20 protein-coding genes and 1 other annotated feature are annotated in these 24,666 nt (G+C 32.4%); of the genes, 15 read left to right on the top strand and 5 right to left on the bottom strand.

All coding sequences use genetic code 11. The features are described from left to right. Positions 1–28: 28 nt before the first annotated feature. From HMPREF1253_RS03705 to HMPREF1253_RS03675, 7 genes are all read left to right on the top strand, one after another. Positions 29–892 carry a polyphosphate kinase 2 family protein gene (locus HMPREF1253_RS03705; protein WP_023055353.1) on the top strand — a complete coding sequence of 288 codons (864 nt, stop codon included), beginning with the start codon at positions 29–31 and terminating at the stop codon, positions 890–892. 154 nt (positions 893–1,046) lie between these two features. Next, positions 1,047–2,486 carry an amidohydrolase gene (locus HMPREF1253_RS03700; RefSeq protein WP_023055405.1) on the top strand — a complete coding sequence of 480 codons (1,440 nt, stop codon included), beginning with the start codon at positions 1,047–1,049 and terminating at the stop codon, positions 2,484–2,486. A gap of 18 nt (positions 2,487–2,504) precedes the next feature. Continuing rightward, entirely contained in the window at positions 2,505–3,224 is a 720-nt protein-coding gene (locus tag HMPREF1253_RS03695) for a DUF5058 family protein (protein WP_023055321.1), read from the top strand. A gap of 9 nt (positions 3,225–3,233) precedes the next feature. Beyond that, entirely contained in the window at positions 3,234–3,968 is a 735-nt protein-coding gene (locus HMPREF1253_RS03690; protein WP_023055428.1) for a hypothetical protein, read from the top strand. A 57-nt stretch (positions 3,969–4,025) separates the two neighbouring features. Beyond that, positions 4,026–4,186 (top strand) — a binding site (T-box leader). Between the two features lie 51 nt (positions 4,187–4,237). Further along, positions 4,238–5,530: a serine--tRNA ligase gene (serS, locus tag HMPREF1253_RS03685; protein WP_023055347.1), complete on the top strand. Its 1,293-nt coding sequence runs from the start codon at positions 4,238–4,240 to the stop codon at positions 5,528–5,530. A 164-nt stretch (positions 5,531–5,694) separates the two neighbouring features. Next, positions 5,695–8,412, top strand: a complete 2,718-nt coding sequence (locus tag HMPREF1253_RS03680; protein WP_023055415.1) for a calcium-translocating P-type ATPase, PMCA-type — start codon at positions 5,695–5,697, stop codon at positions 8,410–8,412. Between the two features lie 148 nt (positions 8,413–8,560). Continuing rightward, on the top strand, positions 8,561–9,325 hold the full coding sequence (locus HMPREF1253_RS03675; protein ID WP_023055386.1) for a hypothetical protein: 765 nt from the start codon (positions 8,561–8,563) through the stop codon (positions 9,323–9,325). Positions 9,326–9,354: 29 nt separating this feature from the next. Here HMPREF1253_RS03675 and HMPREF1253_RS03670 read toward each other — a convergent pair whose 3' ends face one another. The 5 genes from HMPREF1253_RS03670 to HMPREF1253_RS03650 all read right to left on the bottom strand — a co-directional run bounded on the left by HMPREF1253_RS03670 (position 9,355) and on the right by HMPREF1253_RS03650 (position 14,098). Further along, a complete protein-coding gene (locus tag HMPREF1253_RS03670) occupies positions 9,355–9,822 on the bottom strand; it encodes a methylated-DNA--[protein]-cysteine S-methyltransferase (RefSeq protein WP_023055389.1) in 468 nt (155 codons plus the stop codon). Between the two features lie 48 nt (positions 9,823–9,870). Next, positions 9,871–10,320: a pyridoxamine 5'-phosphate oxidase family protein gene (locus HMPREF1253_RS03665; protein ID WP_023055370.1), complete on the bottom strand. Its 450-nt coding sequence runs from the start codon at positions 10,318–10,320 to the stop codon at positions 9,871–9,873. Between the two features lie 109 nt (positions 10,321–10,429). After that, the gene (locus HMPREF1253_RS03660) at positions 10,430–11,524 is read right to left on the bottom strand and encodes a hypothetical protein (RefSeq protein ID WP_023055441.1); all 1,095 of its coding nucleotides are present in this window, start codon (positions 11,522–11,524) and stop codon (positions 10,430–10,432) included. Beyond that, a complete protein-coding gene (locus tag HMPREF1253_RS03655) occupies positions 11,514–12,689 on the bottom strand; it encodes a hypothetical protein (RefSeq protein ID WP_023055410.1) in 1,176 nt (391 codons plus the stop codon). The genes HMPREF1253_RS03660 and HMPREF1253_RS03655 overlap by 11 nt, the downstream gene beginning before the upstream one ends. 152 nt (positions 12,690–12,841) lie before the next feature. Then, positions 12,842–14,098 (bottom strand): AraC family transcriptional regulator, encoded by a 1,257-nt coding sequence (locus tag HMPREF1253_RS03650; protein WP_023055360.1) that lies wholly within the window; start codon positions 14,096–14,098, stop codon positions 12,842–12,844. Positions 14,099–14,356: 258 nt separating this feature from the next. On the opposite strand from HMPREF1253_RS03650, the gene argF reads away from it, so the two are divergent. The 8 genes from argF to HMPREF1253_RS03610 all read left to right on the top strand — a co-directional run bounded on the left by argF (position 14,357) and on the right by HMPREF1253_RS03610 (position 24,642). Beyond that, on the top strand, positions 14,357–15,349 hold the full coding sequence (gene argF, locus HMPREF1253_RS03645; protein ID WP_023055426.1) for an ornithine carbamoyltransferase: 993 nt from the start codon (positions 14,357–14,359) through the stop codon (positions 15,347–15,349). 62 nt (positions 15,350–15,411) lie between these two features. Then, positions 15,412–16,779 carry a sodium:alanine symporter family protein gene (locus HMPREF1253_RS03640; RefSeq protein ID WP_023055352.1) on the top strand — a complete coding sequence of 456 codons (1,368 nt, stop codon included), beginning with the start codon at positions 15,412–15,414 and terminating at the stop codon, positions 16,777–16,779. A 101-nt stretch (positions 16,780–16,880) separates the two neighbouring features. Beyond that, positions 16,881–18,038 (top strand): hypothetical protein, encoded by a 1,158-nt coding sequence (locus HMPREF1253_RS03635; RefSeq protein WP_023055436.1) that lies wholly within the window; start codon positions 16,881–16,883, stop codon positions 18,036–18,038. A 60-nt stretch (positions 18,039–18,098) separates the two neighbouring features. After that, positions 18,099–20,573, top strand: coding sequence for an ATP-dependent Clp protease ATP-binding subunit (locus HMPREF1253_RS03630; protein WP_023055387.1), 2,475 nt, complete (start codon positions 18,099–18,101; stop codon positions 20,571–20,573). 54 nt (positions 20,574–20,627) lie between these two features. Further along, positions 20,628–22,022, top strand: a complete 1,395-nt coding sequence (uxaC, locus tag HMPREF1253_RS03625; RefSeq protein WP_023055433.1) for a glucuronate isomerase — start codon at positions 20,628–20,630, stop codon at positions 22,020–22,022. 133 nt (positions 22,023–22,155) lie between these two features. Next, positions 22,156–22,431, top strand: a complete 276-nt coding sequence (locus HMPREF1253_RS03620) for a (2Fe-2S) ferredoxin domain-containing protein (RefSeq protein ID WP_023055390.1) — start codon at positions 22,156–22,158, stop codon at positions 22,429–22,431. After that, a complete protein-coding gene (locus HMPREF1253_RS03615) occupies positions 22,431–23,933 on the top strand; it encodes a 4Fe-4S dicluster domain-containing protein (protein ID WP_023055403.1) in 1,503 nt (500 codons plus the stop codon). The genes HMPREF1253_RS03620 and HMPREF1253_RS03615 overlap by 1 nt, the downstream gene beginning before the upstream one ends. Positions 23,934–23,937: 4 nt before the next feature. Further along, positions 23,938–24,642 (top strand): AraC family transcriptional regulator, encoded by a 705-nt coding sequence (locus HMPREF1253_RS03610; RefSeq protein ID WP_023055412.1) that lies wholly within the window; start codon positions 23,938–23,940, stop codon positions 24,640–24,642. The last annotated feature ends 24 nt before the right edge of the window (positions 24,643–24,666 follow it).

Here is a 24,666-nt window from a genome sequence, read left to right as displayed (position 1 = left end):
AAATATTTAATACGAAAGGAGTTAAAAAATGAATACTGAAAAATATAGGGTTATACATGACAAACCTATTAACTTGGGAAAATTTTCAACAAGAGCTCCAAAAGATTTTGAAAAAGATATTACAAAAAAAGAACTTACACCGGAAAATCTTGAAGTTTTAAAAGTTTTACAAGAAAAATTATATGCTGAAAACCAAAGAGGTATTGTAATAGTTTTACAGGCCATGGACGCTGCTGGAAAAGACGGTATAATAAAACATGTCCTGACCGCTTTAAACCCTCAGGGAACGCCTGTGAGAGCTTTTAAACAGCCTTCTAATGAAGAACTGGACCATGATTATTTGTGGAGAATAAATAAGGCTCTTCCGGCAAGAGGAGAAATAGGTATTTTTAACAGAAGTCACTATGAAGATGTTATAGTTACAAGAGTTCATAATCTTTTAGAAAATTCAAATCTTCCTGAAGAATTAATTGAAGATGATGTTTGGAAAAAAAGATACAGACAGATAAATGATTTTGAAAAATATCTTTATGAAAATGGCTTTGAAGTTTTAAAATTCTTTTTACATGTTTCGAAGGAAGAACAACGTTTAAGACTTCTTGATAGGGTTGAAAGACCTGATAAACATTGGAAATTTTCCTATTCAGACATTGAAGAGAGAAAATACTTTGAAAAATATATGAAAACTTATGAAAGCGTTTTAAAAAATACTTCAACGGAATATGCCCCCTGGTATATTTTACCGGCTGACCAAAAATGGTTTTCAAGGTTTTTAATTTCCGAGATTTTAAGACAAAAACTTGAAAAAATGAATCCGGAATTTCCAAAATTGAGTAAAGAAGAGGAAAGTCAACTGGAAGAAGCAAGAAAGATTTTAAAAGCAGAAGAATAGATTTTAAAAGAGCAATTAATTTTGCTCTTTTTTATTTGTAAAATGACTTGAAAACGTATATCATATTATATTTTGCTAATTTGATTGTTTATTAGCAGGGTGATATGATACTTAAAATAAAAGTTTTTTTAAACTTAAAGAAGGGAGAGATTTAATGGAAGACGTAAAAATTGTAAAAGAAATTATTGACAGCAAGAAAGAAGGCTACAGAAAGCTAAGTGATGCCATTTGGGACAATCCAGAGCTGGGTCTAGAAGAATTTAAAAGCCAAAAAATTCTTTGCGATGCAATTAGAAAAGAAGGCTTTGAAGTTAAAGAAGGTCTTGCGGATATGCCTACAAGTTTTGTGGCAACTTGGGGAGAAGGTAAGCCTGCAATCGCTTTTACAGCAGAGTATGATGCTCTACCCGGACTTAGCCAAAAGGAATGTTCTTTGAAACAGGAAGCTTTGACAGAAAAAGGAGCCGGTCATGGTTGTGGCCACAATCTTTTGGGAGTAGGTGCAATAGCTGCAGCTTTTGTTTTAAAGGCCTACATGGAAAAAGAAAATAAAAAGGGAACAATTAAAATTTTCGGGACTCCTTCTGAAGAAAGAGATGCCGGAAAAACATTTATGGCAAGAGATGGAATTTTTGACGGTTTGGACATAGGTTTTACTTGGCATCCCGCTTCAGTAAATTCTGTTTGGGAATGTGGATCTCTTGCAAATGTAATTGCAACTTTTAAATTTAAGGGAATAAGCTCTCACGCAGCTGCATCTCCTGAGTTAGGTAGATCTGCTCTTGATGCCTGCGAACTTATGAATGTGGGAGTTAATTATTTAAGAGAACATGTTAAAAGTGATATTAGAATGCACTATTCGTACTTGGATGTTGGAGGAAAGGCTCCAAATGTAGTTCAAGCAAGTGGGGCAGTTTATTATTTTATAAGAGCTCCAAGGATGGAAGATGCCATGTCAGCCTATGAAAGAGTTGTAGATTGTGCAAAAGGTGCAGCTCTTATGACAGGAACTAAGTTAGATGTTGAATTTGATTTGGCGATTTCAGATTATCTTCCAAACCCAACTTTGACAAAATTAATGGAAGAAGCTTTAAAAGATATAGGAGGTCAAGATTATAGTCAAGAAGATTACAAGGAAGCAAAAAAATTTATGACCACTTTAAGTCCTGAAATTATAGACGGAACCGTAAAAAGTCTGTCAAGATTTGTAGGCATGGCCAAGGCTAAGGAATATGCAGAAAAAGGCCTTGTAAGTGATATTATAATAATGGGAAAAAATTCAGATATGGCAAACGGCTCAACAGATGTTGGAGATTTTAGTAAATGCGTTCCCACAGCCCAATGTTTAATTTCAACAGCAGCCTTTGCAACTCCTCTTCACTCTTGGCAAAGAGTTTCTCAAGGAAAAACTGAAATTGCAAAAAAAGGTATGGATAGAGCAGTTGGCACTTTAGCCCTAACTGCAATAAGAGCTTTAAATAATCCTGAAATTATAAAAAAAGCAAAAGAAGAATTAATTGAAGAAAGAGGAGAAAAATATATTTCTCCAATACCTAAAGAATTAAAAATAAGAGATCCAAAAATTCAAGCATAATTTTAACAGGAGGTTATTATGAACGTTAGAGATATAGTCAATGGGAAATCACTATATATTATGGTAATTTGTTCCCTAATTATAGTAGTTGTGTTTATCTTAGTATCTTTAAGACTTGCAATAAAAAGAGCAAAAGAACTGGGATTTACTAATAAAGATATTAATAAGGTTATAAAATCATCGGTACTTTTTTCTATAGTGCCATCAGTATCAATAGACATAGGACTTGCAAGTTTATCTACAGTTGTAGGTACACCCTGGGCATGGTTTAGACTATCAGTTATAGGAGCTCTTATGTATGAGCTTACTGCTGCAAGTATGGTAACAAGTGCTGCAGGTTATGAAAACATGTCGGAATTTATAAATGGAACGGATGTAAACTTAGTTCCTGCAATTTTTATGGTAATGAGTATAAGTATAATTTTTGCAGCAGTTTTAAATATATTCTTAGGTAAGTCTTACCACAAGGGAGTAACAAAATTTAAAACTAAGAGTGGAGCAGAAGGTACTTTAATAATAGGTTACTTCACTCTTGCAATGATTACAGTACTTTCAGTATCTCAACTACTTAAAGGAAAAGTTTCCATTCTTGTTTTTGCAGCAAGTTTTTTAGTTTCCCTTATTCTTTTAAAACTTGCAGAAAAGATGAAGATATCTTGGATGAAAGAATTTGTTTTAGCCTTTGCACTTATTGTAGGAATGGGACTTTCAATTATTTTTGAAAGCATGCTTTTATAGGAGGAAATCATGGATAATAAAGATTTACAAAAAACAAAATATTTTAATACAATTCACAGAGTAGGAAGAATAGGATCCATATTAAGTATAGGTGCCATGCTTTTAGTTCCATATTTAATTGCAGTATCTTACAGCTTAAGATTTGATTTAAAAGAAGTTTTAGCCATAGCAAGTACTCTTCTTGCAGTTTTCATTCCAACAGTTCTTGCAGAATTTATAAGTTATGGACCTATTTTAGGATCTGGAACTTATCTTGCATATATAACCGGAAATGTTACAAACTTAAAAATCCCCTGTGCTTTAAACGCTCAAGCTCTTATGAACTTGGAACAAGGCACTGAAGAATCTGATGTAATAAGTTTGATTGCAATAGCTTCATCATCACTTATTACAATGTTAATAATAGCCTTAGGAGTTGTTCTTTTAATTCCTCTTCAACCATTTTTACAATCAGAACCAGTTCAAGTAGCATCTAAATATATTTTACCTGCCCTATTTGGTTCCTTATTCTATACAATGCTTTCAGGAAATAAATCAGGTAAAAATACTGTTAAGAATAAACTTTTACCCCTATGTGTTCCTGCAGTAATCATGATTATTTGGCATTTGACAGGTGGTAAAGTTGTAGGAAAAGAAGGTATTTGGATTGTAATTTCCATTATAATGTCAGTAATTTGTGCAAAAATAATGCTTAAGACAGGACTTGTAAAAATCATTCCTGCAAATACAGAAGAAAAGAAATAGATAGATTCTTTGTATCTTGACTTTAAAAATATTTAAATGTATAATTTAAGCTAATTTAATAGGGCTGTGAAGAGAAATAGTAAAGTCGTATCGACTTAAGAGAGCTTTCGTTTGGTGCAAGAAAGTGTCGTAAAACTTGAATCCGTCTCGGAGTCATACATTTAAAGAGGATTCGAAAGAATCAAATTGGGTGGCAACGCGGTTAAACCGTCCCTTTATAGGGGCGGTTTTTTTATGCAATAATAAATAAAATTTGAGAGGAGAAAAAAATGCTTGATATTAAATTTTTAAGAGAAAATCCTGATTTAGTAAAGGAAAATATTAAGAAAAAATTCCAAGATGAAAAAATCAAACTTGTAGACAAAGTTATTGAACTTGATAAGGATTTTAGAGATTCAAAAACTAAGGGAGATGAACTTCGTGCAAAAAGAAATTCCCTTTCTAAACAAATCGGAATGCATATGCAAAAGAAAGAAAAAGAATTGGCAGAAGAAGTTAAAAATGAGGTCAATAAAATAAATGAAGAACTAAACTCCCTTGAAGAAAAAGAAAAAAATCTGGAAGCAAAAGTAAAAGAAATAATGATGGTAATTCCTCAAATGATTGCCGATACAGTTCCTATAGGAAAAGACGATAGTGAAAATGTTGAGCTTCAAAGATTTGGAGAACCTAAAGTTCCCTCTTATGAAGTTCCTTACCACATAGATATTATGGAAACTTTTGACGGAATAGATCTTGATGCTGCAAGAAAAACATCAGGAAACGGCTTTTATTATTTAAGAGGAGATATAGCAAGACTTCACTCTGCAATTTTATCTTATGCAAGAGACTTTATGATTAACAAGGGCTTTACCTATTATGTACCACCCTTTATGATTAGAAGTGATGTTGTAACTGGAGTTATGTCTTTTTCAGAAATGGAAAATATGATGTATAAAATCGAAGGAGAAGACTTATATCTAATAGGCACAAGCGAGCACTCAATGATAGGAAAATTTATAGATACTATAAGTCCAGAAGAAGATATGCCTCTTACTTTAACCTCTTATTCACCTTGTTTTAGAAAAGAAGTTGGGGCTCACGGAATAGAAGAAAGAGGAGTTTACAGAATTCACCAATTTGAAAAACAAGAAATGGTTGTAATTTGCAAACCAGAAGATTCTCCCTATTGGTACGATCAACTTTGGAACAACACTGTAGAATTTTTCAGAAGTCTTGAAATCCCTGTAAGAACCCTTGAATGCTGTTCAGGAGACCTTGCTGATTTAAAAGTTAAATCTCTTGATGTAGAAGCTTGGTCACCTCGTCAAAAGAAATATTTTGAAGTAGGTTCTTGTTCAAACTTGGGAGATGCTCAAGCAAGAAGACTTAATATAAGATTAAAGGGTAAAGACGGAAATTATTTAGTACACACTTTAAACAATACAGTTGTTGCACCGCCAAGAATGTTAATAGCCTTTCTTGAAAATCTTCTTCAAGAAGACGGAAGCGTAAAAATTCCAGAGCCTTTAAGACCTTATATGGGCGGTATGGAAAAATTAGTTCCTAATAAAAATAAATAAAATTTAAGTTTAAAAATTAAAGAATTTTTGATAAAATAATAATACATTAGGGAGTAGCAAAAATTTATCAATCGTCATTACGGTTAAACCCGGTTGATAAAACCTAAAAGGTATGCAAGACTTTTGTTTTTTTAAGCAAAAGTCTTTTTTTTATAGGAGGTAAGATGGACTGGTATAAAAAGAAAATTGATGAAACAGCAGAATTATTTTCATCGGACATTAAAAAAGGGCTAAGTAGTGAAAAGGCAAATAAGGCCCTGGAAAAATATGGAAGAAATGAATTAAAACAGGAAGAAAAAAAGCCATTAATTGAAAAATTAAAGGACCAATTTTTAGACCCTATGATTATAATTCTTATAATAGCTTCAATATTATCAGCCTTTACAGGAGACAAGGTAGAAGCGGTAATAATTATAGCCATAGTTGTTGTAAATGCAATTTTATCCCTCTATCAAGAAGGAAGAGCGGAAAAAGCTATAGCAGCATTACAAAAAATGAGTTCTCCCAAGGCAAAAATAATAAGAGACGGAAGAGAAATGGAAATTGAAAGTGGTCTTTTAGTTCCAGGGGACTTGGTTGTTTTAGAAACGGGCGATATAGTTCCTGGAGATTTAAGACTTATAGAATCTCAAAACTTAAAAATTGATGAATCTTCTTTAACTGGAGAATCAGTTCCCGTAGAAAAAGATGCAAAAAAAGTTTATACCAAAGATGAGGGAATAGGAGATAGAAAAAACATAGCCTACAGCTCCACAGTGGTCTCATATGGACGTGGAAAAGGCCTTATAGTAGCAACAGGTCACCAAAGTGAAATAGGAAAGATAGCGACCTCTATAGCCCTTGTAGATAATGAAGAAACTCCCCTGCAAAAAAAACTTGCAGGCCTTTCAAAGACCCTGGGTCTTCTTGTAATTGGTATTTGTATAATAGTTTTTATTGTAGGAAAATTATATAAAAATGACACTTTAGAAATGTTTATGACGGCAATTGCCCTTGCAGTTGCAGCAGTTCCTGAAGGACTGCCTGCTATTGTAACAATAGTATTGTCTTTAGGCATGGGCAAGATGGCAGATAAAAATGCAATTGTTAAAAAACTTCTTGCAGTAGAAACCCTAGGCACAACAACTGTAATATGCTCAGATAAAACAGGAACCCTTACTCAAAACGAAATGACAGTTGTAAAAGCCTTTGTAGATAATGCGGAAATAGACGTTTCCGGAACAGGTTATGTTCCCCTGGGACAACTTTCTTCAAAGGATAAAAAAATTGAAGATATAGAAGATTTAAAAATTCTTTCAGATATAGCCGGTCTTACAAATGATGCAAGACTTGGTTTCGATGGTGAAAAAGTTCAAATAGGAGGAGATCCTACTGAAATTGCTCTTTTAACCTTTACTGAAAAGCAGGGAACAAAAATAGCTCACTTAAATAAAAATCACCAAAGAATTGAAGAAATCCCCTTTGATTCTGAAAGAAAGATGATGACAACTTTTCATAACTATAAAGAAAAAGTTGTTTCCTTTACAAAGGGTGCACCGGATATAATTTTACAAAGATGCAGTCACATCCTTGAAGATGGAGAAATTAAGGAATTAACAGAAGAAAAAAGAGAAAAAATCCTAAATAAAAATATAGAATTTGCAAGACAAGCTTTGAGAGTTTTAGCATATTCCTACAGAAGTTTTGAAGAGCTTCCCAACAATATAAATTCAGATACTATTGAAAATCAAATGGTATTTGTAGGACTTACAGGCATGATAGATCCTGCAAGACCAGAAGCAAAAGAAGCAATAAAAGAATGTAAAAGAGCAGGAATAATTCCAATTATGATAACGGGAGATTATTTTGAAACAGGACTTGCCATAGCAAAGGAACTGGGCATTGCAAAAGATGCTTCAGAAGCTATAGTAGGGGCAGAACTTAACAACATGACTGAAGAAGAAATAAGAGAAGTTGTTAAGAAAAAGAGAGTTTTCACAAGAGTAAGCCCTGAAAATAAAGTACAAATTGTAAGAGCTTTAAAACAAAATGGACACATAGCTGCCATGACCGGAGACGGAGTAAATGATGCTCCAGCAATAAAAAAAGCGGACATTGGTATTGCCATGGGTATAACAGGAACGGATGTTGCCAAATCAACTGCAGAAGTTATTTTAACAGACGATAACTTTGCAACTATAGTAAATGCCGTTGAAGAAGGCCGTATAATTTATTCAAACATTAAAAAATTCGTTTCCTATTTACTGTCCTGTAATATAGGAGAAGTTTTAATAGTTTTAATTTCAATTTTATTAAATCTTCCTGTACCCCTTATTCCAATTCAACTTTTGTGGTTAAATTTAGTAACAGATTCTTTTCCAGCCCTTGCTCTGGGAGTAGAAAAGGGTGATGAAGGAATAATGGACGAAGCTCCAAGAAGTCCTAAAGAACCAATACTTGATGATGAAATAAGAATTACAGTAATAGTTCAATCAATAGCAATAACAATTGCAACAATAGGTGCTTATCTAATAGGTTTAAATTGGTTCGGAAAAGAAGGGATAGGTCTTGAATATGCAAGGACAATGGCATTTGGAACCTTAATTCTTGCAGAACTTTTAAGATCTTATTCTTCAAGATCTATAAGATATACAATTTGGCACATAGGACCTTTTTCCAATAGTAAATTAGTTTTAGCAACAGCTTTTTCATTTTTACTAATGGTAATTGTAATGTATGTGCCCCACGTAAGAGAACTTTTCCAATTGGAAAATATAGGTCTTCGTGAATGGATAGTTGTTTTAATAGGAGGCTTCATTCCTCTTATCCTTGGTGAAATTCAAAAAGTAATAAGATTTTCAAAATTTCACAGAGAAAATCCCTATAAGGAAATAGAAGATTGATCTTTTTATAAATTAAAAATATATTAAAAATAATCGGCAATATAAAGATAAAATTCTTTTTGCCGACTATTTTTTTTTTTTTTTTCAATTTCATGTATAATATTTTTAAGATAAGATATTTGTTAATTCATAGGAAGGGAGCAAACTTATGAAAGAAAAAAATAAAACTTTATATAAAATAGGGAAGATTTTTTTAATAGTCCTTTTACTTATATTTTTATTTATAGCAAATTCCTTTTTCGGCAATCCGATTTCAAAAATTTTAGTGGATAGGACGGCGGATAAATACATAGAAAACAATTATAAAGACCTTAAATTAATAAGAGATAAGACCATCTACAATTTTAAATCTGGAACTTATGATATTCATTTAAGAGATGAAAATAGTATTGACAGTAATTTTGTCCTCAGCTTTAATAAGTTGGGAGGACTTATCTATGACACTTATGGAGATAGGATATTTAACACCTATTCAAGATTTATGGAGGGGCTTTACCAATATGGAAGAAAAATTGAAGAGGAAAATAAATTTCCATATAAAATAACCCTTGAGCCAATAGACAAGGATAGCTATAAAAATATTTTAACCATAGATGAAAAAATTGATTTTAATAATTTTCCCTATCAAGTTAAGGCAAATGCCTATGGTTTCTGTGAAAATCCAAGTTTTGAAGAAGCTTTAAAAATTCTTAAAGAACTTCAAAAGATTATGGACTCAAGTCCTCTTGAAACTGAAGAATTTTCCATAATACTTGTTCCTGAAAAGGATAGAAAAGAAAATTGGGAAGCTGTTTCTTGGGTAAATGCCCTTTCAATTTTTGATATAAAGGCTGAAACTATAAGAAAGGGAGACCTTAAGGAATTGAAACATTTAAAAGAAGTTCAAAGTCAAGAGAAAAAAGATGGAGAATAGAAATAAAAAATAGGAGGTATTTATACCTCCTATAAATTTTCTTTTTCAAGTTTTAAAAGCTTTTCTTTTATTTTAAGTCCACCGGCGTAACCTGTTAAACTTCCATTTTTTCCTAAAACCCTGTGGCAAGGGATTATTATCCATAGGGGATTTTTATTGTTTGCATTTCCCACAGCTCTTGCAGCTTTGGGATTTTTTATTTCTTCAGCAATTTGACCATAGGTTTTTGTTTGACCATAGGGGATTTTTAAAAGTTCTTTCCAACATTTTTCTTGAAATTCTGTTCCATGAGCCTTAAATTTTACAGTGAATTTTTTTCTTTTGCCCTTAAAATATTCTTCCAACTCTTTGAAACATTTGTCGCTTATTTTTGATTTTTCATCTTTATGAGAAATCCCGTCCAAAAGTTTTATAGATTTTATAAAATCCTTTTCATAACCTATTTCTATAAAAGTTTTATCAGGATCAAAGTCCGTTTTATAGTAAGCAAATTTCATTTTTATTTCCTTAAAAAACTTAAAAATTTAATTTCTTTTATTAAATTTTTAATCCATTTTACTTAATCGGCCTGTAAGTTTTTCCTTTTTAAGTCTTATTATGAGTGTATGGTCACAGGATCTTTCGATTACTTTTTTTGCTTCTTGTAAAAAGTTTTTGGAGTGTTTTTTTACTAAGGATTCAAGAACTTTTACTTTTTCATTTTTATTTTCAACTATTTGAGCAAGGCCTTCATAGAGGATGGAAGTGAAATTGAATGTAAATTTTTCTTCCACTAATTTGTGGGAGATGACAATAGAAAAAGCTGCACGTTTATTTTCTTTAAGTATGTCGACTTTTCTTCCCTTCATTGCAGTGTGAAGATAAATTTCTCCATCTATTACAGTATAGTTCATGGGAATTAAGTAGGGCCTTTCTCCTTGACTTAGGGCGAGAGTTCCGTAATCAGCCTTATCCAATATTTCGTAACATTCTTCTTCTGTAAGATATTTTTTCATATTACCTCCTAATAAAATAAAAAGGACGGCCTTAAGCCGTCCCGACAATATAAAATATTGTCCCAAGGGTTAATTATATTTTATAAAAAACCGCTTTTTTTGTCAATTATCAGCCGTTAAGAGCTCTATCTACATTTCTGATAAAGTCTTGTACGTTTGTAACCATTGATACAGCTGTTAAAGTTCCTCTATCTGAAAGTTTGTTTACGGCAAATTCTTGTATATCTATTGTATACATGTAAACAGGTCTTATAAGTCCGTCAAACTCATTGTAAGAAGGAGTCATGTTTCCTGTTGCTATTGTATATAGAATAGCACCCATCATTATAATTGTTGAAGTTTTACGAGCGTGCTTTCTCATTTCATTTTGTGCAGCGTAAACATTGTTTATTGTTTCAGGAAGACCAAGTCTATCACGAATTGTTCCTGCCATTACAACAGGTACATTCATTTCAACGCAGGCTTTCATAAAGCCGTCTTTTACTTTTCCTGATTCACAAAGAGCCTTTGTTGAACCGTATTTTCTTGCAAGATTTATTGTATCAAATAAGTTTTGTGTTGTATTTTGTTCTCTTTCAAAAGTTTCTTGTCCCCAAGATGTTCCGAAGATTCCTTTTTCAAGGTCAAAAGCTGCTGTTTCAGTACCGCAGAAAATTGCTTGAACATAACCGTTTCTTATAAGTCTTTCAAGAGCTAACCTTGAATCTCTATCAAGGGCAAGAGCTGAACCTACAATTAAAGTTACATATCCATTGTTTGCTTTTTCGTGTCTTAATACTTCATAAAGAGTATCGTAGTCAACACTGAAAGCAGTTTCTCTTGAACGTCCCGCTCTAAAAGCAAAAGTATCAAGTTCTTGTGCATCTTCAAGGAAGCCTTGTGTCCACATATAAATTCCTTCAGAACCGTCTTCAGTACGACCAATTACAACCTTGTCGCCTTTTTTTAAGTTTCTGAATTCAACTATATTTACACTTTCTTTTCCCGGTGTATCATCTGCAACACAAACAGTGTCCATTCTACTTTGAGTAGCTAAAACCCATTTTCCGTTAATCTTGAAATATTCAGGGTAAACTGAAAGGGCATGATAGTGTCTTGGGCTTATTCCATCAACTTTTACTTCTTCAAGAGTAACATTAGGTGCATTCTTTAAAAAATCTTGTTCAAAGTCGGGATGATGATATTTTGGCATTTCAAATTTCATTGTTTCTTTCCCCTTCCTTTTGTTTTTTATCAAGTTCTACATATTCTTCTTCCGGAAGTTCCATTTCTCTTGCGAAAGTTTTATCTGCCGGAGTTACAAGTGCTTTTTCACAGTTAACTACAAAGTCTTGAACATTTGTAATCATAGGGATACAAGCAACATTTTCTCTTGCTGCACAAACTTTGTTTGCAATATTTTCAGTTACATCTATTACATACATATAAACAGGTGAAATTTTTCCGTCTTTACGTATTCTGTAACTTGAAGCAAGGTTTGCAGTACTTACATTATGAAGCATAGTTGCAAGACCTATTATTAAAGTAGCCTTATCAAGTTCTTTTTTAACAGCTGTTAAAGCATCATCAACATCACCGTGAACTTCAGGAAGAGGTCCGTCATCACGAATTGAACCTGCAAGAACATAAGGTATATCCATTTGAGTTAAAGTTTTAATAATACCGTCTTTTACATTTCCAGCATCAATAAATTTTTTGATTGAACCAATTGTTCTTACTTCATTTAGCAAGTCAAGGTGGTTATAGTGTCCCATAGGAACATTTTCTTGAGTGTAGATGTTTTGTCCAAGAGCTGTACCTAAGAAACCTCCTTCAAGGTCGTGAGTAGCCATTGCATTTCCTGCAAGAAGACAATTAATATATCCATTTTCTGCAAGGTGGTTTAAGGCAATTCTTGTGTCATGGTCAAATACAACTGAAGGTCCAAGAACCCAAACTATATATCCGCCGTTATCTCTTTCATATTCCATTTGAGAGAATAAAGTGTCATAATCTCTTGAAAAAGAAGTTTCTACAGCTTTTCCTGGAGTGTTATAAACAGATTGTGGGAAGCCTTCTTTATATTCTAAAATACCTTCACTTCCGTCACGACTTCTTCCAAGGGCAACTTCTTCACCAACTTTTAAGTCTCTAAGTTCTTTAATAATTATCTTTTCGTTTTCAAGAACTGCAACACAGTTTAGTGAGTTGTGTTCGGGTAAATGCCATTTACCATTTACATGATAAAAAGTGGGCATGTGTGTAGTCAGATAGAATCCATCAGGAGCTACACCGTCTTTTTCAACTTTTGCAAAATTTACCTGTCCCATATCTTTGTATTTATCTTGAGAGAAATCAGGACATGTAAAAAGTGGCAATTCAAATTTCATGAGTCTCCTCCTTATATTTTATTTACTTAAATTGTATCATAGGAATATGATTTTGTGTTTTAACAAAGGTTAGAAAAAGAAATAAACCTTGAAGATTCAAGGTTTACATAAATATTATTCAATTAAATACAAAAAAATGTGGCAACTTTTTCCTAAAAGTTTTTTTCCTTGTCATTTTGTTCAGTTACAAGGGCTCTAAACTCTCCAGGATTAATTTTCATAAATTTTAAAAAGTTTCTGTTAAAAGTTTTAGTAGAATTGTAACCAACTTCAAGAGCAATATCAGTTATAGTTTTATCAGTATTTAATAAAAGACTTGCTGCCTTATTTATACGAATTCTATTTAAAAAGTTTGAGAAATTTAATTCCACCAGGTATCTTAGGGAATCATTTATAGAAGTTATAGTCATATCAAATTTTTTTGATATTAAATTTATATTTAAATTTTTGTAGTAATTTTTGTAAATGTAATCAATCATTTGGCCAGTATTTTTATCGTGCTTTATATGAGTAATTTTATTTATATTTTGATAAGTTTCTCTGAATTTTTTTGAACCCATTCCATTACGATTGTTGAAGGTCTTTGAAAAGTGAGCGGCATCGGTGTAATTTAAGATTTCAGCTATTTCTTCCAGGGTCATGTCTGTATAAAGAAGAAAGAAAATTGCCTTGGCATATTTCATTTCATTTAACAGATCATAAAAGCCAAGACCTGTCATGGAATATATATAACGAGAAATTGAAGATTCACTCATTAAGAAAATTCTTGACATTTCTTTTAAACTTATCTTCTTTTGAGAATTTAAGTACATATATTGAAAAATTTCTTCTGAAGGAAGAGGAGTGTTTTCATTTTTATATTCTTTTTTAGTATGTCTTAAATATTCAACAATAAGTTCTGTAAGTTTACTTACCACATAAATACCTGAAAAATCCATTTTATTAGTATTTATGTCAACACTTCTCATGCCTACTTCATCACGGATATCTTCAAAAATTCTCTTAAATTTACGACTATCCGATTCATTTAAAAAAATGGAATTGTTTTTGTATAAAAGATCAACCATGTTAAACTCTTCGTTATCTATGTTAAAAATCCTTTTTATAACATTATTAATAAGATCAAAAGAATAAATTAAAAGATAGTAGCTTATAGGTTCGCTTACTTCAATTATTTCACTTATCTGCCAAGGCAAAAGGGTAATCACAACGCCGGGTTCCATTATATGAACTTGATTTTGTATTAAAATTTTTCCCTTGCCGTCAATTATGTATAGAAACCTTGATTGTTTATGTAAGAGAGGCCTTGTAGAGTTCAAATCAGTTTCCAAATCGAAGCTTGCAATTTGACCTTCTCTTAAAGTTGTTGAATAAGTGCCTTGGATTTCAATATAATTTGAGCTGTTCATATTAACCTCCTTTTTTATATTATATATCAAATTGAGGAAAATAAGAATTTTATAATAAAAAAAAGAGATGTTTATATAAAAAGACACTCTATTTCCAAGTTAGGAAAAATTTGTAAAACTTTTTTTAAGATAAAGAGCTAAATCATTCAATTAAAAACAAAATTTTAAATTGTTTTTGTCCTTTTAAAAAACATGCCATATAGTAAAATGAAATTGTAGGAATACGATTTTATAAAAAAGAAAAAGGAGATGCGTAATATGCCGAAAAATTTTAGAGGTAAGAGCTTTTTAAAGTTAATTGATTTTACATCAGAAGATATGAGATATCTTTTAGATCTTTCAAAACAATTTAAATCAATGAAAAGAGCAGGAATACCTCACAAATATTTAGAAGGAAAAAATATTGCCATTATATTCGAAAAAACTTCAACAAGAACTCGTTGTTCATTTGAAGTTGCAGGATATGATTTAGGAATGGGAGTTACTTACTTAGATCCAACAGGTTCTCAAATGGGACATAAAGAAAGTATCAAAGATACTGCAAGAGTTCTTGGAAGAATGTTTGACGGTATTGAATACAGAGGATTTAAGCAAACTGCAGTTGAAGAACTTGCTGAATATTCAGGAGTACCTGTATGGAATGGTTTAACTGATGAATGGCATCCAACTCAAATGTTAGCTGACCTTTTAACAATCGAAGAACACTTTGGCCATTTAAAAGGACTTAAATTTGTATTCATGGGAGATGCAAGAAACAACGTTGCAAATTCTCTAATGATTGCTTGTGCTAAAATGGGCGTTAATTTCGTAGCTTGCGGACCAAAAGAAAACTGGCCTGAAAAACACTTAATTGAAATGGCTACTGAAATTGCAAAAGAAAACTTCTGCACAGTAGAAGTTACTGATGATGTTAAAAAAGGAACTAAGAATGCTGATGTTCTTTACACAGACATTTGGGTATCAATGGGCGAACCTAAAGAAATTTGGGAAGAAAGAATTAAACACTTAGGTGCTTACCAAGTTAACAAGAAAGTTATGGAAAATGCAAATGAAAAGGCAATATTCCTACACTGCCTACCATCTTTCCACAACACTGAAACTAAAGTTGGAAAAGACATCGAAGAAAAATTCGGCCTAAAGGAAATGGAAGTAACTGACGAAGTATTTGAATCAAGACAATCACTTGTTTTTGATCAAGCTGAAAACAGAATGCACACAATCAAGGCTGTTGTTTACGCAACACTTTGCTAATTAAATATTTTGACTCCCTTCTTAATTAAGAAGGGAGCCCTTTAAAAAAGAAAGGAATTATTATGGACGCTATAACAAAACCTATTATTGCGATAACTAACTTTTTCTGGGGTTGGCCAATACTTATAGTTCTTATGGGTGGAGGAATCCTAATAACATTAAGAACTGGATTTTTACAATTTAGATATTTACCATTCATTTTAAAACAAACTTTTGGTAAGATGTTTAACTCAGGAGTAGGTGGAGAAGGTACAGTATCACCTTTCCAAGCAGCATCTGCAGCACTTGCATCATCAATCGGAGCCGCTAACATAGTAGTAGCACCAGCAATTATATTTACCGCAGGTCCTGGAGCTGTTTTCTGGATGTGGGTTGCAGGTATTTTAGGCCAAGCAACTAAATTTGGTGAAATCGTACTTGGTATTAAATACAGAGAAAAGAACGCTGACGGAGAATTCGTTGGTGGACCTGCATATACATTTAAAAAAGGTATAGGCGGAACACTTGGTAAAATAATGGGATTCTTAGTTTCATTCTTCTTTATGATTGAAATCCTTCCATCAATTACTCTACAAACTATTTCAGCAGCAGGTCCTCTTGAAAAATTAGGTCTTGACAGAAGAATCGCTGCAGTTATAATTTTAATATTAGTAGTTCTTGTAGCTTACGGTGGAATTAAGAGAATCGGACAAGTAACTGAAAAAATGGTACCTCTAATGGCAGGCCTATATATAATTTTCGGTATAATAATTATAATTATGCACATAGGACAACTTCCTCATGCAATTGCTGTAATCTTTGAGGGAGCTTTCAATCCTCAATCAGTAGCAGGAGGAATTGGTGGAGCAACCCTTGCAGCTGCTATTAAAGCAGGTATGGCAAGAGGATGTTACTCAAACGAAGCAGGTATGGGTTCTGCTCCTTATGCACACGCAACTGCAATAACAGACCACCCAGCTCGTCAAGGTATGTGGGGTATATTTGAAGTTATTGCCGACACTATTATCGTATGTTCAATATCAGTTTTAGTAGTTCTTGTAACTGACAACTGGCATGATGAAGCAAATAGAGGAATTGCAGTAGAAAGAGCATTCAACACAGCTTTCGGTAACATAGGAACTGCTGTTATAGCTATTTCACTATTCCTATTTGTTCTTTCAACAATTATAGTAATTGTATTCTATTGTGAAAAACAAGGTGAATACCTATTCGGTACAGCTGTTGGAAAGATTATGAGACTTATTGCTTGTGGTATGGTTCTACTTGGTGGATTCGTATCATTTGAAAACGCAGGTGTATTCTTAGACTTTACACTTGGTCTTGTAGTATTTGTCAACATGTGCGGTATGGTAATGCTCAGTGGAGAAGTTAAGGAAATCGCAGCTGACTTCTTTAATAATCCTAAATTCTATCCAGGAGCAAAAAAATAGTTAAAAATAAAAAAGAAAAAGTTTTAATTAAAACATCCGGTTAAGGCCGGGTGTTTTAAATTAAAAACATTTAAAAAAATTTATTTGAAATAGGAGAAAAGATGGACAAAAAAGAAAACAAAACTCCGGGCTTAAAAAAAGAAGTTGGCTTGGAAGCAGTTATATTTTTAGTGCTGTTCTTTGCTTTCTTTATCTATATGGGACGACAAATGGGCGGAACAAATATGATAAAGACAATGATGCTTACAGGTTATGATTTGCTCATGAACACTTGTTGGTATTTAATGGCAGTTGCAGTTCTTGCCGGTGGAGTGTCAGGAATATTTTCTGAATTTGGAGTAATCGCACTTATAAATACCTTATTAAGTAAAATAATGAAGCCTATATATGACTTACCAGGGGCAAGTTCTCTTGGAATGTTAAATTGCTACATGTCAGATAACCCTGCTATTCTTACCCTAGCCCATGATGATAACTTCAGACAATATTTTAAAAAATATCAGATGCCTGCTCTTACAAATTTAGGTACGGCATTTGGAATGGGTTTAATAGTTACAACAACTATGATGGGATTTAAAATTGATGGAGCTATTAAGGGTGCTTTAGTTGGAAACATAGGAGCTATCGTAGGAAGTATTATTTCAGTAAGACTTATGCTTAGAAAAACTAAAAAATATTACGGAACTGAAGAATATGTTTCTTCATCTTTAGCTGACCCCATTCCGCACGGAATGAGAAGAGTAAGAGAAGGATCAGCCGGTTCTCGTTTTATTCAAGCCCTTCTCGACGGAGGTAAAGTCGGCATAGACATGGGTCTTTCAATAATTCCAGGTGTAGTTATTATTTGTACAATAGTTATTATGCTTACAAATGGAACAGGAGATGCAGGAGTCTATAACGGTTCCGCAAATCAAGGTATAGCTGTTCTCCCTCTACTTGGAGAAAAACTTAATATTATTTTGGAACCCCTATTTGGATTTACAAATCCACAAGCAATAGCAGTGCCTATTACAGCTTTAGGCTCAAGTGGTGCAGCAATTGGAATAGTTGCTGAAATGGCAGGTAAAGGTGCAATAACTGCAAATGATATAGCTGTATTTACTGCAATTTGTATGTGCTGGAGCGGATATTTATCAACTCACATCGCCATGATGGATGCTCTTGGAACAAAAGAAATGACAGGTAATGCAATAATATCTCACACTATAGGCGGTTTTTGCGCAGGTATTGCAGCACACATTATTATGATGTTTTTATAACTATTTAAAGGGGGCCCTAGGGTCCTTTTTTTAAAATTATTTTAAAGGAAAGGGGGATTTATGAACGCAGAAAAATTTTCACAACTTGTAGTTCAAGTTTTTAAAGATGCTCAAAACATTGCAATCAGATATGAAAATGCAGAAGTTACTGATTTACATTTGACTCTTGCAATTTTAAGAAATAAGGGAACGGATTTATTAAAAACCCTCTCCAAAATGGGTGTAAATTTACTTGAATTTGAAAATAAGATAAGTGAAGCAATAGAAAAATTAAGATCATCAAAGGGACTTACAAATTTATATTATTCAAGACCCTATCAAAGAATTATTATTAATTCTGAAGAAATAGCAAGAAATATGTATGAATCTTATGTAAGACTTCCTCAACTTTTTCTTGCCATATTAAGAGAAGATAAAACAAGTTCCCAGGCAATTGCTAAAGATTTCGGTATAGATTATATAAGTTTAAGAAATGAGCTTATGAAAAAATTTACCGATGTTGATGCTGATGGTCTGTCAGAAGAACAAATAAAGGTTCTTTCAAAATATGGAAGGAATTTAACTTTAGAAGCAAAAGAAGGAAAACTTGATCCCATAATAGGAAGAGATGAAGAAACTTTAAGCTTAATAAGAATTCTTTCAAGAAGAATAAAAAATAATCCTGTTTTAATAGGAGAAGCCGGAGTTGGAAAAACAGCAATAGTTGAAGGCCTTGTTCAAAGAATTGCAAAAAATGACGTTCCAACTTTATTAAGAGATAAAATTGTATTTTCTCTTGATATGGCATCATTAATAGCAGGAGCAAAATTTAGGGGAGATTTTGAAGAGAGATTTAAAAAACTTTTAGAAATAATAAAAGAATCTCAAGGGAAAATAATTTTATTTATAGATGAAATTCATAACATTATAGGCTCAGGATCAACTTCAGGATCTCTTGACACATCAAATATTTTAAAACCAATGCTCGCAAGGGGAGAAATCCTTACAATCGGGGCAACAACCATAGATGAATATAGAAAATTCATAGAAAAAGATAGAGCTTTAGAAAGAAGATTTCAAAAAGTTTTAATAGAAGAACCTTCTGAAGAAGCATCAATTTCTATTTTAAGAGGAGTAAAAAATAAATACGAATCTCATCATAAAGTTAAAATTACAGATTCAGCAATAGTTTCTGCAGTAAAACTTTCAAAGAGATATTTAACTGAAAGATTTTTACCAGATAAGGCCATAGATTTAATAGATGAAGCTTCAGCACTTTTAAGAATGAGTATAGATTCCATGCCTTCAGAACTTGATGAAATGAATAGAAAAATCACAAGACTAGAGCTGGAAAAAGCATCTCTTTCAAGGGAAGAAGATAAACTTACAAAAAATCGTCTTAAAATCATTGAAGAAAACTTAAAAATCTTAAATGAAGAATACAATAATAAAAAAGATCTTTGGCAAAAAGAAGTGGATAGGCTAAATGACATTTCAGATCTTAAAATGGGTCTTGATATTTTAAATGAAAATTTGGAATCCGCCATAGGAAACAGAGATTTTGAAAAAGTCGGAAAATATGAAAAAGAAATTGAAGATAGAAAAGAAAAATTAAAAAAATATGAAATTGAAAAGCCCTACTATCCTATAAATTTTGAAGTTGGAGAAGAAGAAATAAAGGGAGTTCTTTCAAGACTCACAGGAATCGCTCTTTCAACTTTAAATGAAAAAGAAATTGACAGAATAAAAAAATTAAAAGAAAATGTTAAATCTCACTTTGTAGGTCAAGAAGAAGCAGTATATGGAATAATTAAGGCCATCATAAGATCAAAAAGTGGTTTGTTAAATAAAGAAGACCCCATAGGAGCTTTTTTACTAAAAGGCCCATCCGGAACGGGAAAATCTTATATAGGAAAAGTTTTAGCCGATCAATTGTTTGATGAAAAATCACTTTTAACATTTGAAATGAGTGAATTTACAGATAAATCTTCAGTTACAAAATTAATAGGAGCTCCTCCAGGATATGTAGGCCATGAAGCCGGAGGAATTTTAACAGAAGCAGTAAGGACAAAACCCTATTCTGTCTTACTATTTGAAGATATAGAAGTTGCAGACAGAGAAGTTTTAGGCATCATCATTCAAATTATGGAAGATGGAAAAATTACTGACAATAAAGGAAAATTAATTGACTTTAAAAACACCCTTGTTCTTTTAACAAGTTCAAGTGAGATAGAAAATAAGGAAATTTTAAATCATGTTGATGAAGTTTATAATTTTAAATCTTTCACTTTGGAAGAAACGGAAAAAATTTTAACTTTAAATCTTCGTGAATTAAAAAAAGACTTAATTGAAAGAGGCGTTGAACTTACTTGGGATGATTTAAACACTAAAAAACTTGCAAAAGAACTTATGAGTGAGGATTTTGGGGCAAGAATAGTAAAAAGATTTATAGAAAATGAGATAGTAACACAAATTTCCCTGTTAAGCCTTGAAGGAAAATTAAAACCAGACTCAAAACTTATTATTGATGAAGAAGGCAAAGTTCAAATAATATAAACTGACATTTTTAAAAGCCTGTGATAAAATCAACTAGTAATAAATGGAGGTAATATGAAATTTTTAGACGATAATTTTATGCTTAGGAATGAATATGGAAAGAAATTATATTTTGATTACGCAAAGGATCAACCTATATTTGATTTTCACTGTCACCTTGAAGCAAAAGAAATTTATGAAAATAAAAAATTTAAAAATATAACTCAAGCTTGGCTTGGTGGAGACCACTACAAGTGGAGAGTTATGCGTGCTTACGGTATAGAGGAAAAAAGAATTACTGGAAATGCATCAGATTATGAAAAGTTTGAAGCTTGGGCAAAAGTTGTTCCAAATTTAATAGGCAACCCTCTTTACCATTGGACCCATCTTGAGCTTAAAAACTTTTTTGGCATAGAAGAAACATTAAGCCCTAAAACTTGCAAAGAGATTTGGGAAAGATGTAATGAACTTTTACAAAGGGATGATTTTTCACCAAGGGCATTGATTTCAAAAAGTAATGTGTGGGGAGTTTGTACAACAAATGATCCTCTTGATGATTTGAAATACCATAAGCTTTTAAAAGAAAGTGATTTTGAAACAAAAGTTATTCCTGCCTTTAGACCAGATAAGGCTTTAAAAATTGAAGATGCTTCTTTTAAAAATTATATAGATGAGCTTTCAAAAGTATCAGGTTTAGAAATTAAAGATATAGATTCTTTAAAAAGTGCTCTTCTTTTTAGGATCCAATACTTTGACCAAAATGGAGCCTGTGCATCAGATCATGGTTTGTCCAGAGTTCCCTTTGCAAGGTTAAATAAAGAAGAATTAAATAAAGTTTTCCAAAAAGCTTTGCAAGGTCAAAAGCTTACAGATATGGAAATCGAAGCTTATATGACAGAACTAATGTTATTTTTGTCAGAGGAATACTGTAAACGCAACTGGACTATGGAGCTTCACATTCAAGCAATAAGAAACAACAACGAAAAAATGTTTGAAAAGTTAGGACCTGACACAGGTTACGATGCAGTTCACGATGAAAAAATAGCAGAAAAAATTTCAAAACTTTTAAGTGCCATGAATGATAGGGGGCTGCCAAAAACTTTACTTTTCAGCTTAAACCCCAAGGATTTATATTCTCTTTCAACCATCGGAGGATCCTTCCAAGGAGAAAAAGAAGGAGAAATGAAAGTACAAATCGGTACTGCCTGGTGGTTTTTAGATCATAAAGATGGAATGATAAATCAAATGAGAACTCTTGCATCAACAAGTGTATTTTCAAAATTTGTAGGAATGCTAACTGATTCAAGATCTTTCTTATCTTATCCAAGACACGAATACTTTAGAAGAATTATGTGTAATTTAGTTGGAGAGTATGTAGAACTGGGAGAATATCCATGGGATGAAGAATTTTTAGGACAAATGGTTAAAGATATAAGTTTTAAAAATTCTAAAGATTTTATAATAAAATAAATTTAAAATAATTTTAAGTCCTCGGCAAATAAGCCGGGGATTTTTTAAATATACTTAAGTTTCTTAACTTATTTTAAAATTATTCATATTAAAGTTAACTTGTCTGTTATAATAAAAATAAGGAGGTTTATTTATGAAAGTAACAGTATGTATGGGTTCGCGTTGTACCCTTATGGGTGCCAATGCTATTTATGATCAACTTGAATACATAATTGACGATCTTTGTGGACCAGATTCTGAAATTTGTGATTCCGAAGGTATAGAAGTCAATTGCTCAAAATGTCTTGATTTATGCAAGAGGTCAGATACAAATGTAGCTCCCATTGTAATAATAGATGATGAAATTATCTATAATGCAACGCCTCAATTAGTTGGAGAGAAAGTTATGAAAGGGCTTAAGAAAGATTAATGAAAGAAAGTTATTCACGTATAGTTGAACTTAGGCGTAGAGTATTTGCGGAAGTAGCAAGGATTGCATATGAAGATTTAGACGTGGAAAGTCTTGAAGATGCAAGCTATAGATTATTTCCGGGAGAAATGCCTCAGTATAGAGAAAATATGTTTAGAGAGCGTGCAATTGCAGATGAACGTATAAGACTTGCAATGGGCATGCCCATAAGAAGAATAGATGTTTATAAAAGAGTAACAGATGGTTTTGATAAAGTTGACATTGATACAAATGCCTATGAAAAACCCCTGGTAAATGTAATAAAATTTGCCTGTGAAGCTTGTCCTACAAGAGCTATTTATGTAACGGATAATTGTAGAAGATGTATGGCTCATCCCTGCACTAACGTTTGTCCTGTCAATGCAGTATCAATAGGCAAAACTCGTGCTCACATAGATCCTGAAAAATGTGTAAAGTGCGGAAGATGTGAAAACACCTGTCCCTATAATGCCATAGTTGATTATGACAGACCTTGTGCTGCAGCTTGTGGAGTAAATGCAATAGGAAGCGATCAATATGGCCGTGCTGAGATAGATCATGATAAGTGCGTAGCTTGCGGAAGATGTATAAGTGAATGCCCATTTGGTGCCATAGCAGATAAAACACAAATTTATCAAGTTATAAAGGCAATCAAAGCAGGAAAAAAACTTTACGGTGCAATAGCCCCGTCTTTTATAGGTCAATTCGGTCAAAGAACATCTCCAATGCAAGTGTTTGAGGCTATAAAACACTTAGGATTTACAGATGTTATAGAAGTTGGCTTGGGAGCAGACCTTACAACTCTTCATGAAGCTAAGGAATATCTTGAAAGAGTTCCTGAGGACATTCCCTTTATGGGAACAAGTTGCTGCTATTCCTGGGCTCTTATGATAAAAAATATGTTCCCTGAATATGCAGAACAAATTTCAGACTCCGGATCTCCCATGAGATATACGGCAGAATATATTAAGAGCATAGACAAGGATGCAGTTGTAGTTTTTATAGGACCATGCACATCTAAAAAACTTGAATCTTTAGATACAAACATTAAATCCAGCGTAGATTTTGTAATAACCTTCGAAGAACTAATGGGAATGTTTGTAGCAAAAAATATAGAACCTTCAGAAATTGAAATAGATTCAACAGTTGAAGACGCATCTGCCCTAGGTCGTGGATATCCAGTGGCAGGAGGAGTAGCTAATGCAGTTAAAGAAGTTGCACAAAAACTTGATCCTACAAGGGAAATTAAAGTTGAAGGAGCAAATACTCTTTCTGAGTGCGTTAAAATGATGAAGCTTGCCAAAGCAGGCAGAAAGAACGGATATCTTCTTGAAGGTATGGCTTGTCCAGGAGGTTGTATAGCAGGAGTTGGAACTATTGCTTCTACAACAAGAGTAAAGAAAAATTTGGATAAGTTTATAAATGAAAGCCAGTATAAATATCCTTTTGACAATAAAAAAATTGAAAAACAAAATATAGAATAAAAATATGATAGATAAAGAGAAATTAGAAGATGCTTATAAAAAAAGAGATTGCTTTTTTAAAGCAATAGAAAATGGGGATTTAGACAAAGTTAAGTCAATGCTTCCCTATGTAAAAAAAGTTCTTAAAAGCGGCGAAATGGGACTTTTAAAAAGAGTTTACAAAGATTCCCTGAGAAGTCTTAAAAACATTATGCTTTCTTATAATTCTCTTTATTTTTTATTTGCACAAAAAGGCGGCATGGATTCTTTGACAAGTCATTACTTGGCTGAAAATTATGCAATTATAATAGAGGGAGCATCAAAGGAAGAAAATATTTGGGAAATACACGATGAAATGGTCTACAAATATACGGATCCTAAAAATAGACAAGGACTTTCTGAAAAATCCCTTGCTCAAAGAGTCAATAAACTTTTAAATGTGAATTTCATGTATCCAATTACAATAGATGATTTGGCAAATGAGCTGAACGTAAGTAAAGAACACATGATGAGAAAATATAAAGAAAAATATAAAAAAACAATTTTGCAAGATTTGCAAGAAATAAGAATTGAAGAAGGAAAAAAATTTTTAAAACACACAGATTTAAAAGTTATAGATATAGCTTTTAGCGTTGGATATAATTCCAGTCAATATTTTTCAAAAGTTTTTAAAACTTTCACAGGTTTAAGTCCCAATGAATTTAAAAAAATGCAAAATAAAAGTCATTAAATTACACAAAAAGGTCAATATTTT

This window comes from Peptoniphilus sp. BV3C26, from assembly GCF_000478985.1.
Classification (GTDB): domain Bacteria; phylum Bacillota; class Clostridia; order Tissierellales; family Peptoniphilaceae; genus Peptoniphilus_B; species Peptoniphilus_B koenoeneniae.
The sequence above is the reverse complement of the archived record's forward strand: the minus strand, read 5'-3'. Positions and strand labels throughout refer to the sequence as shown.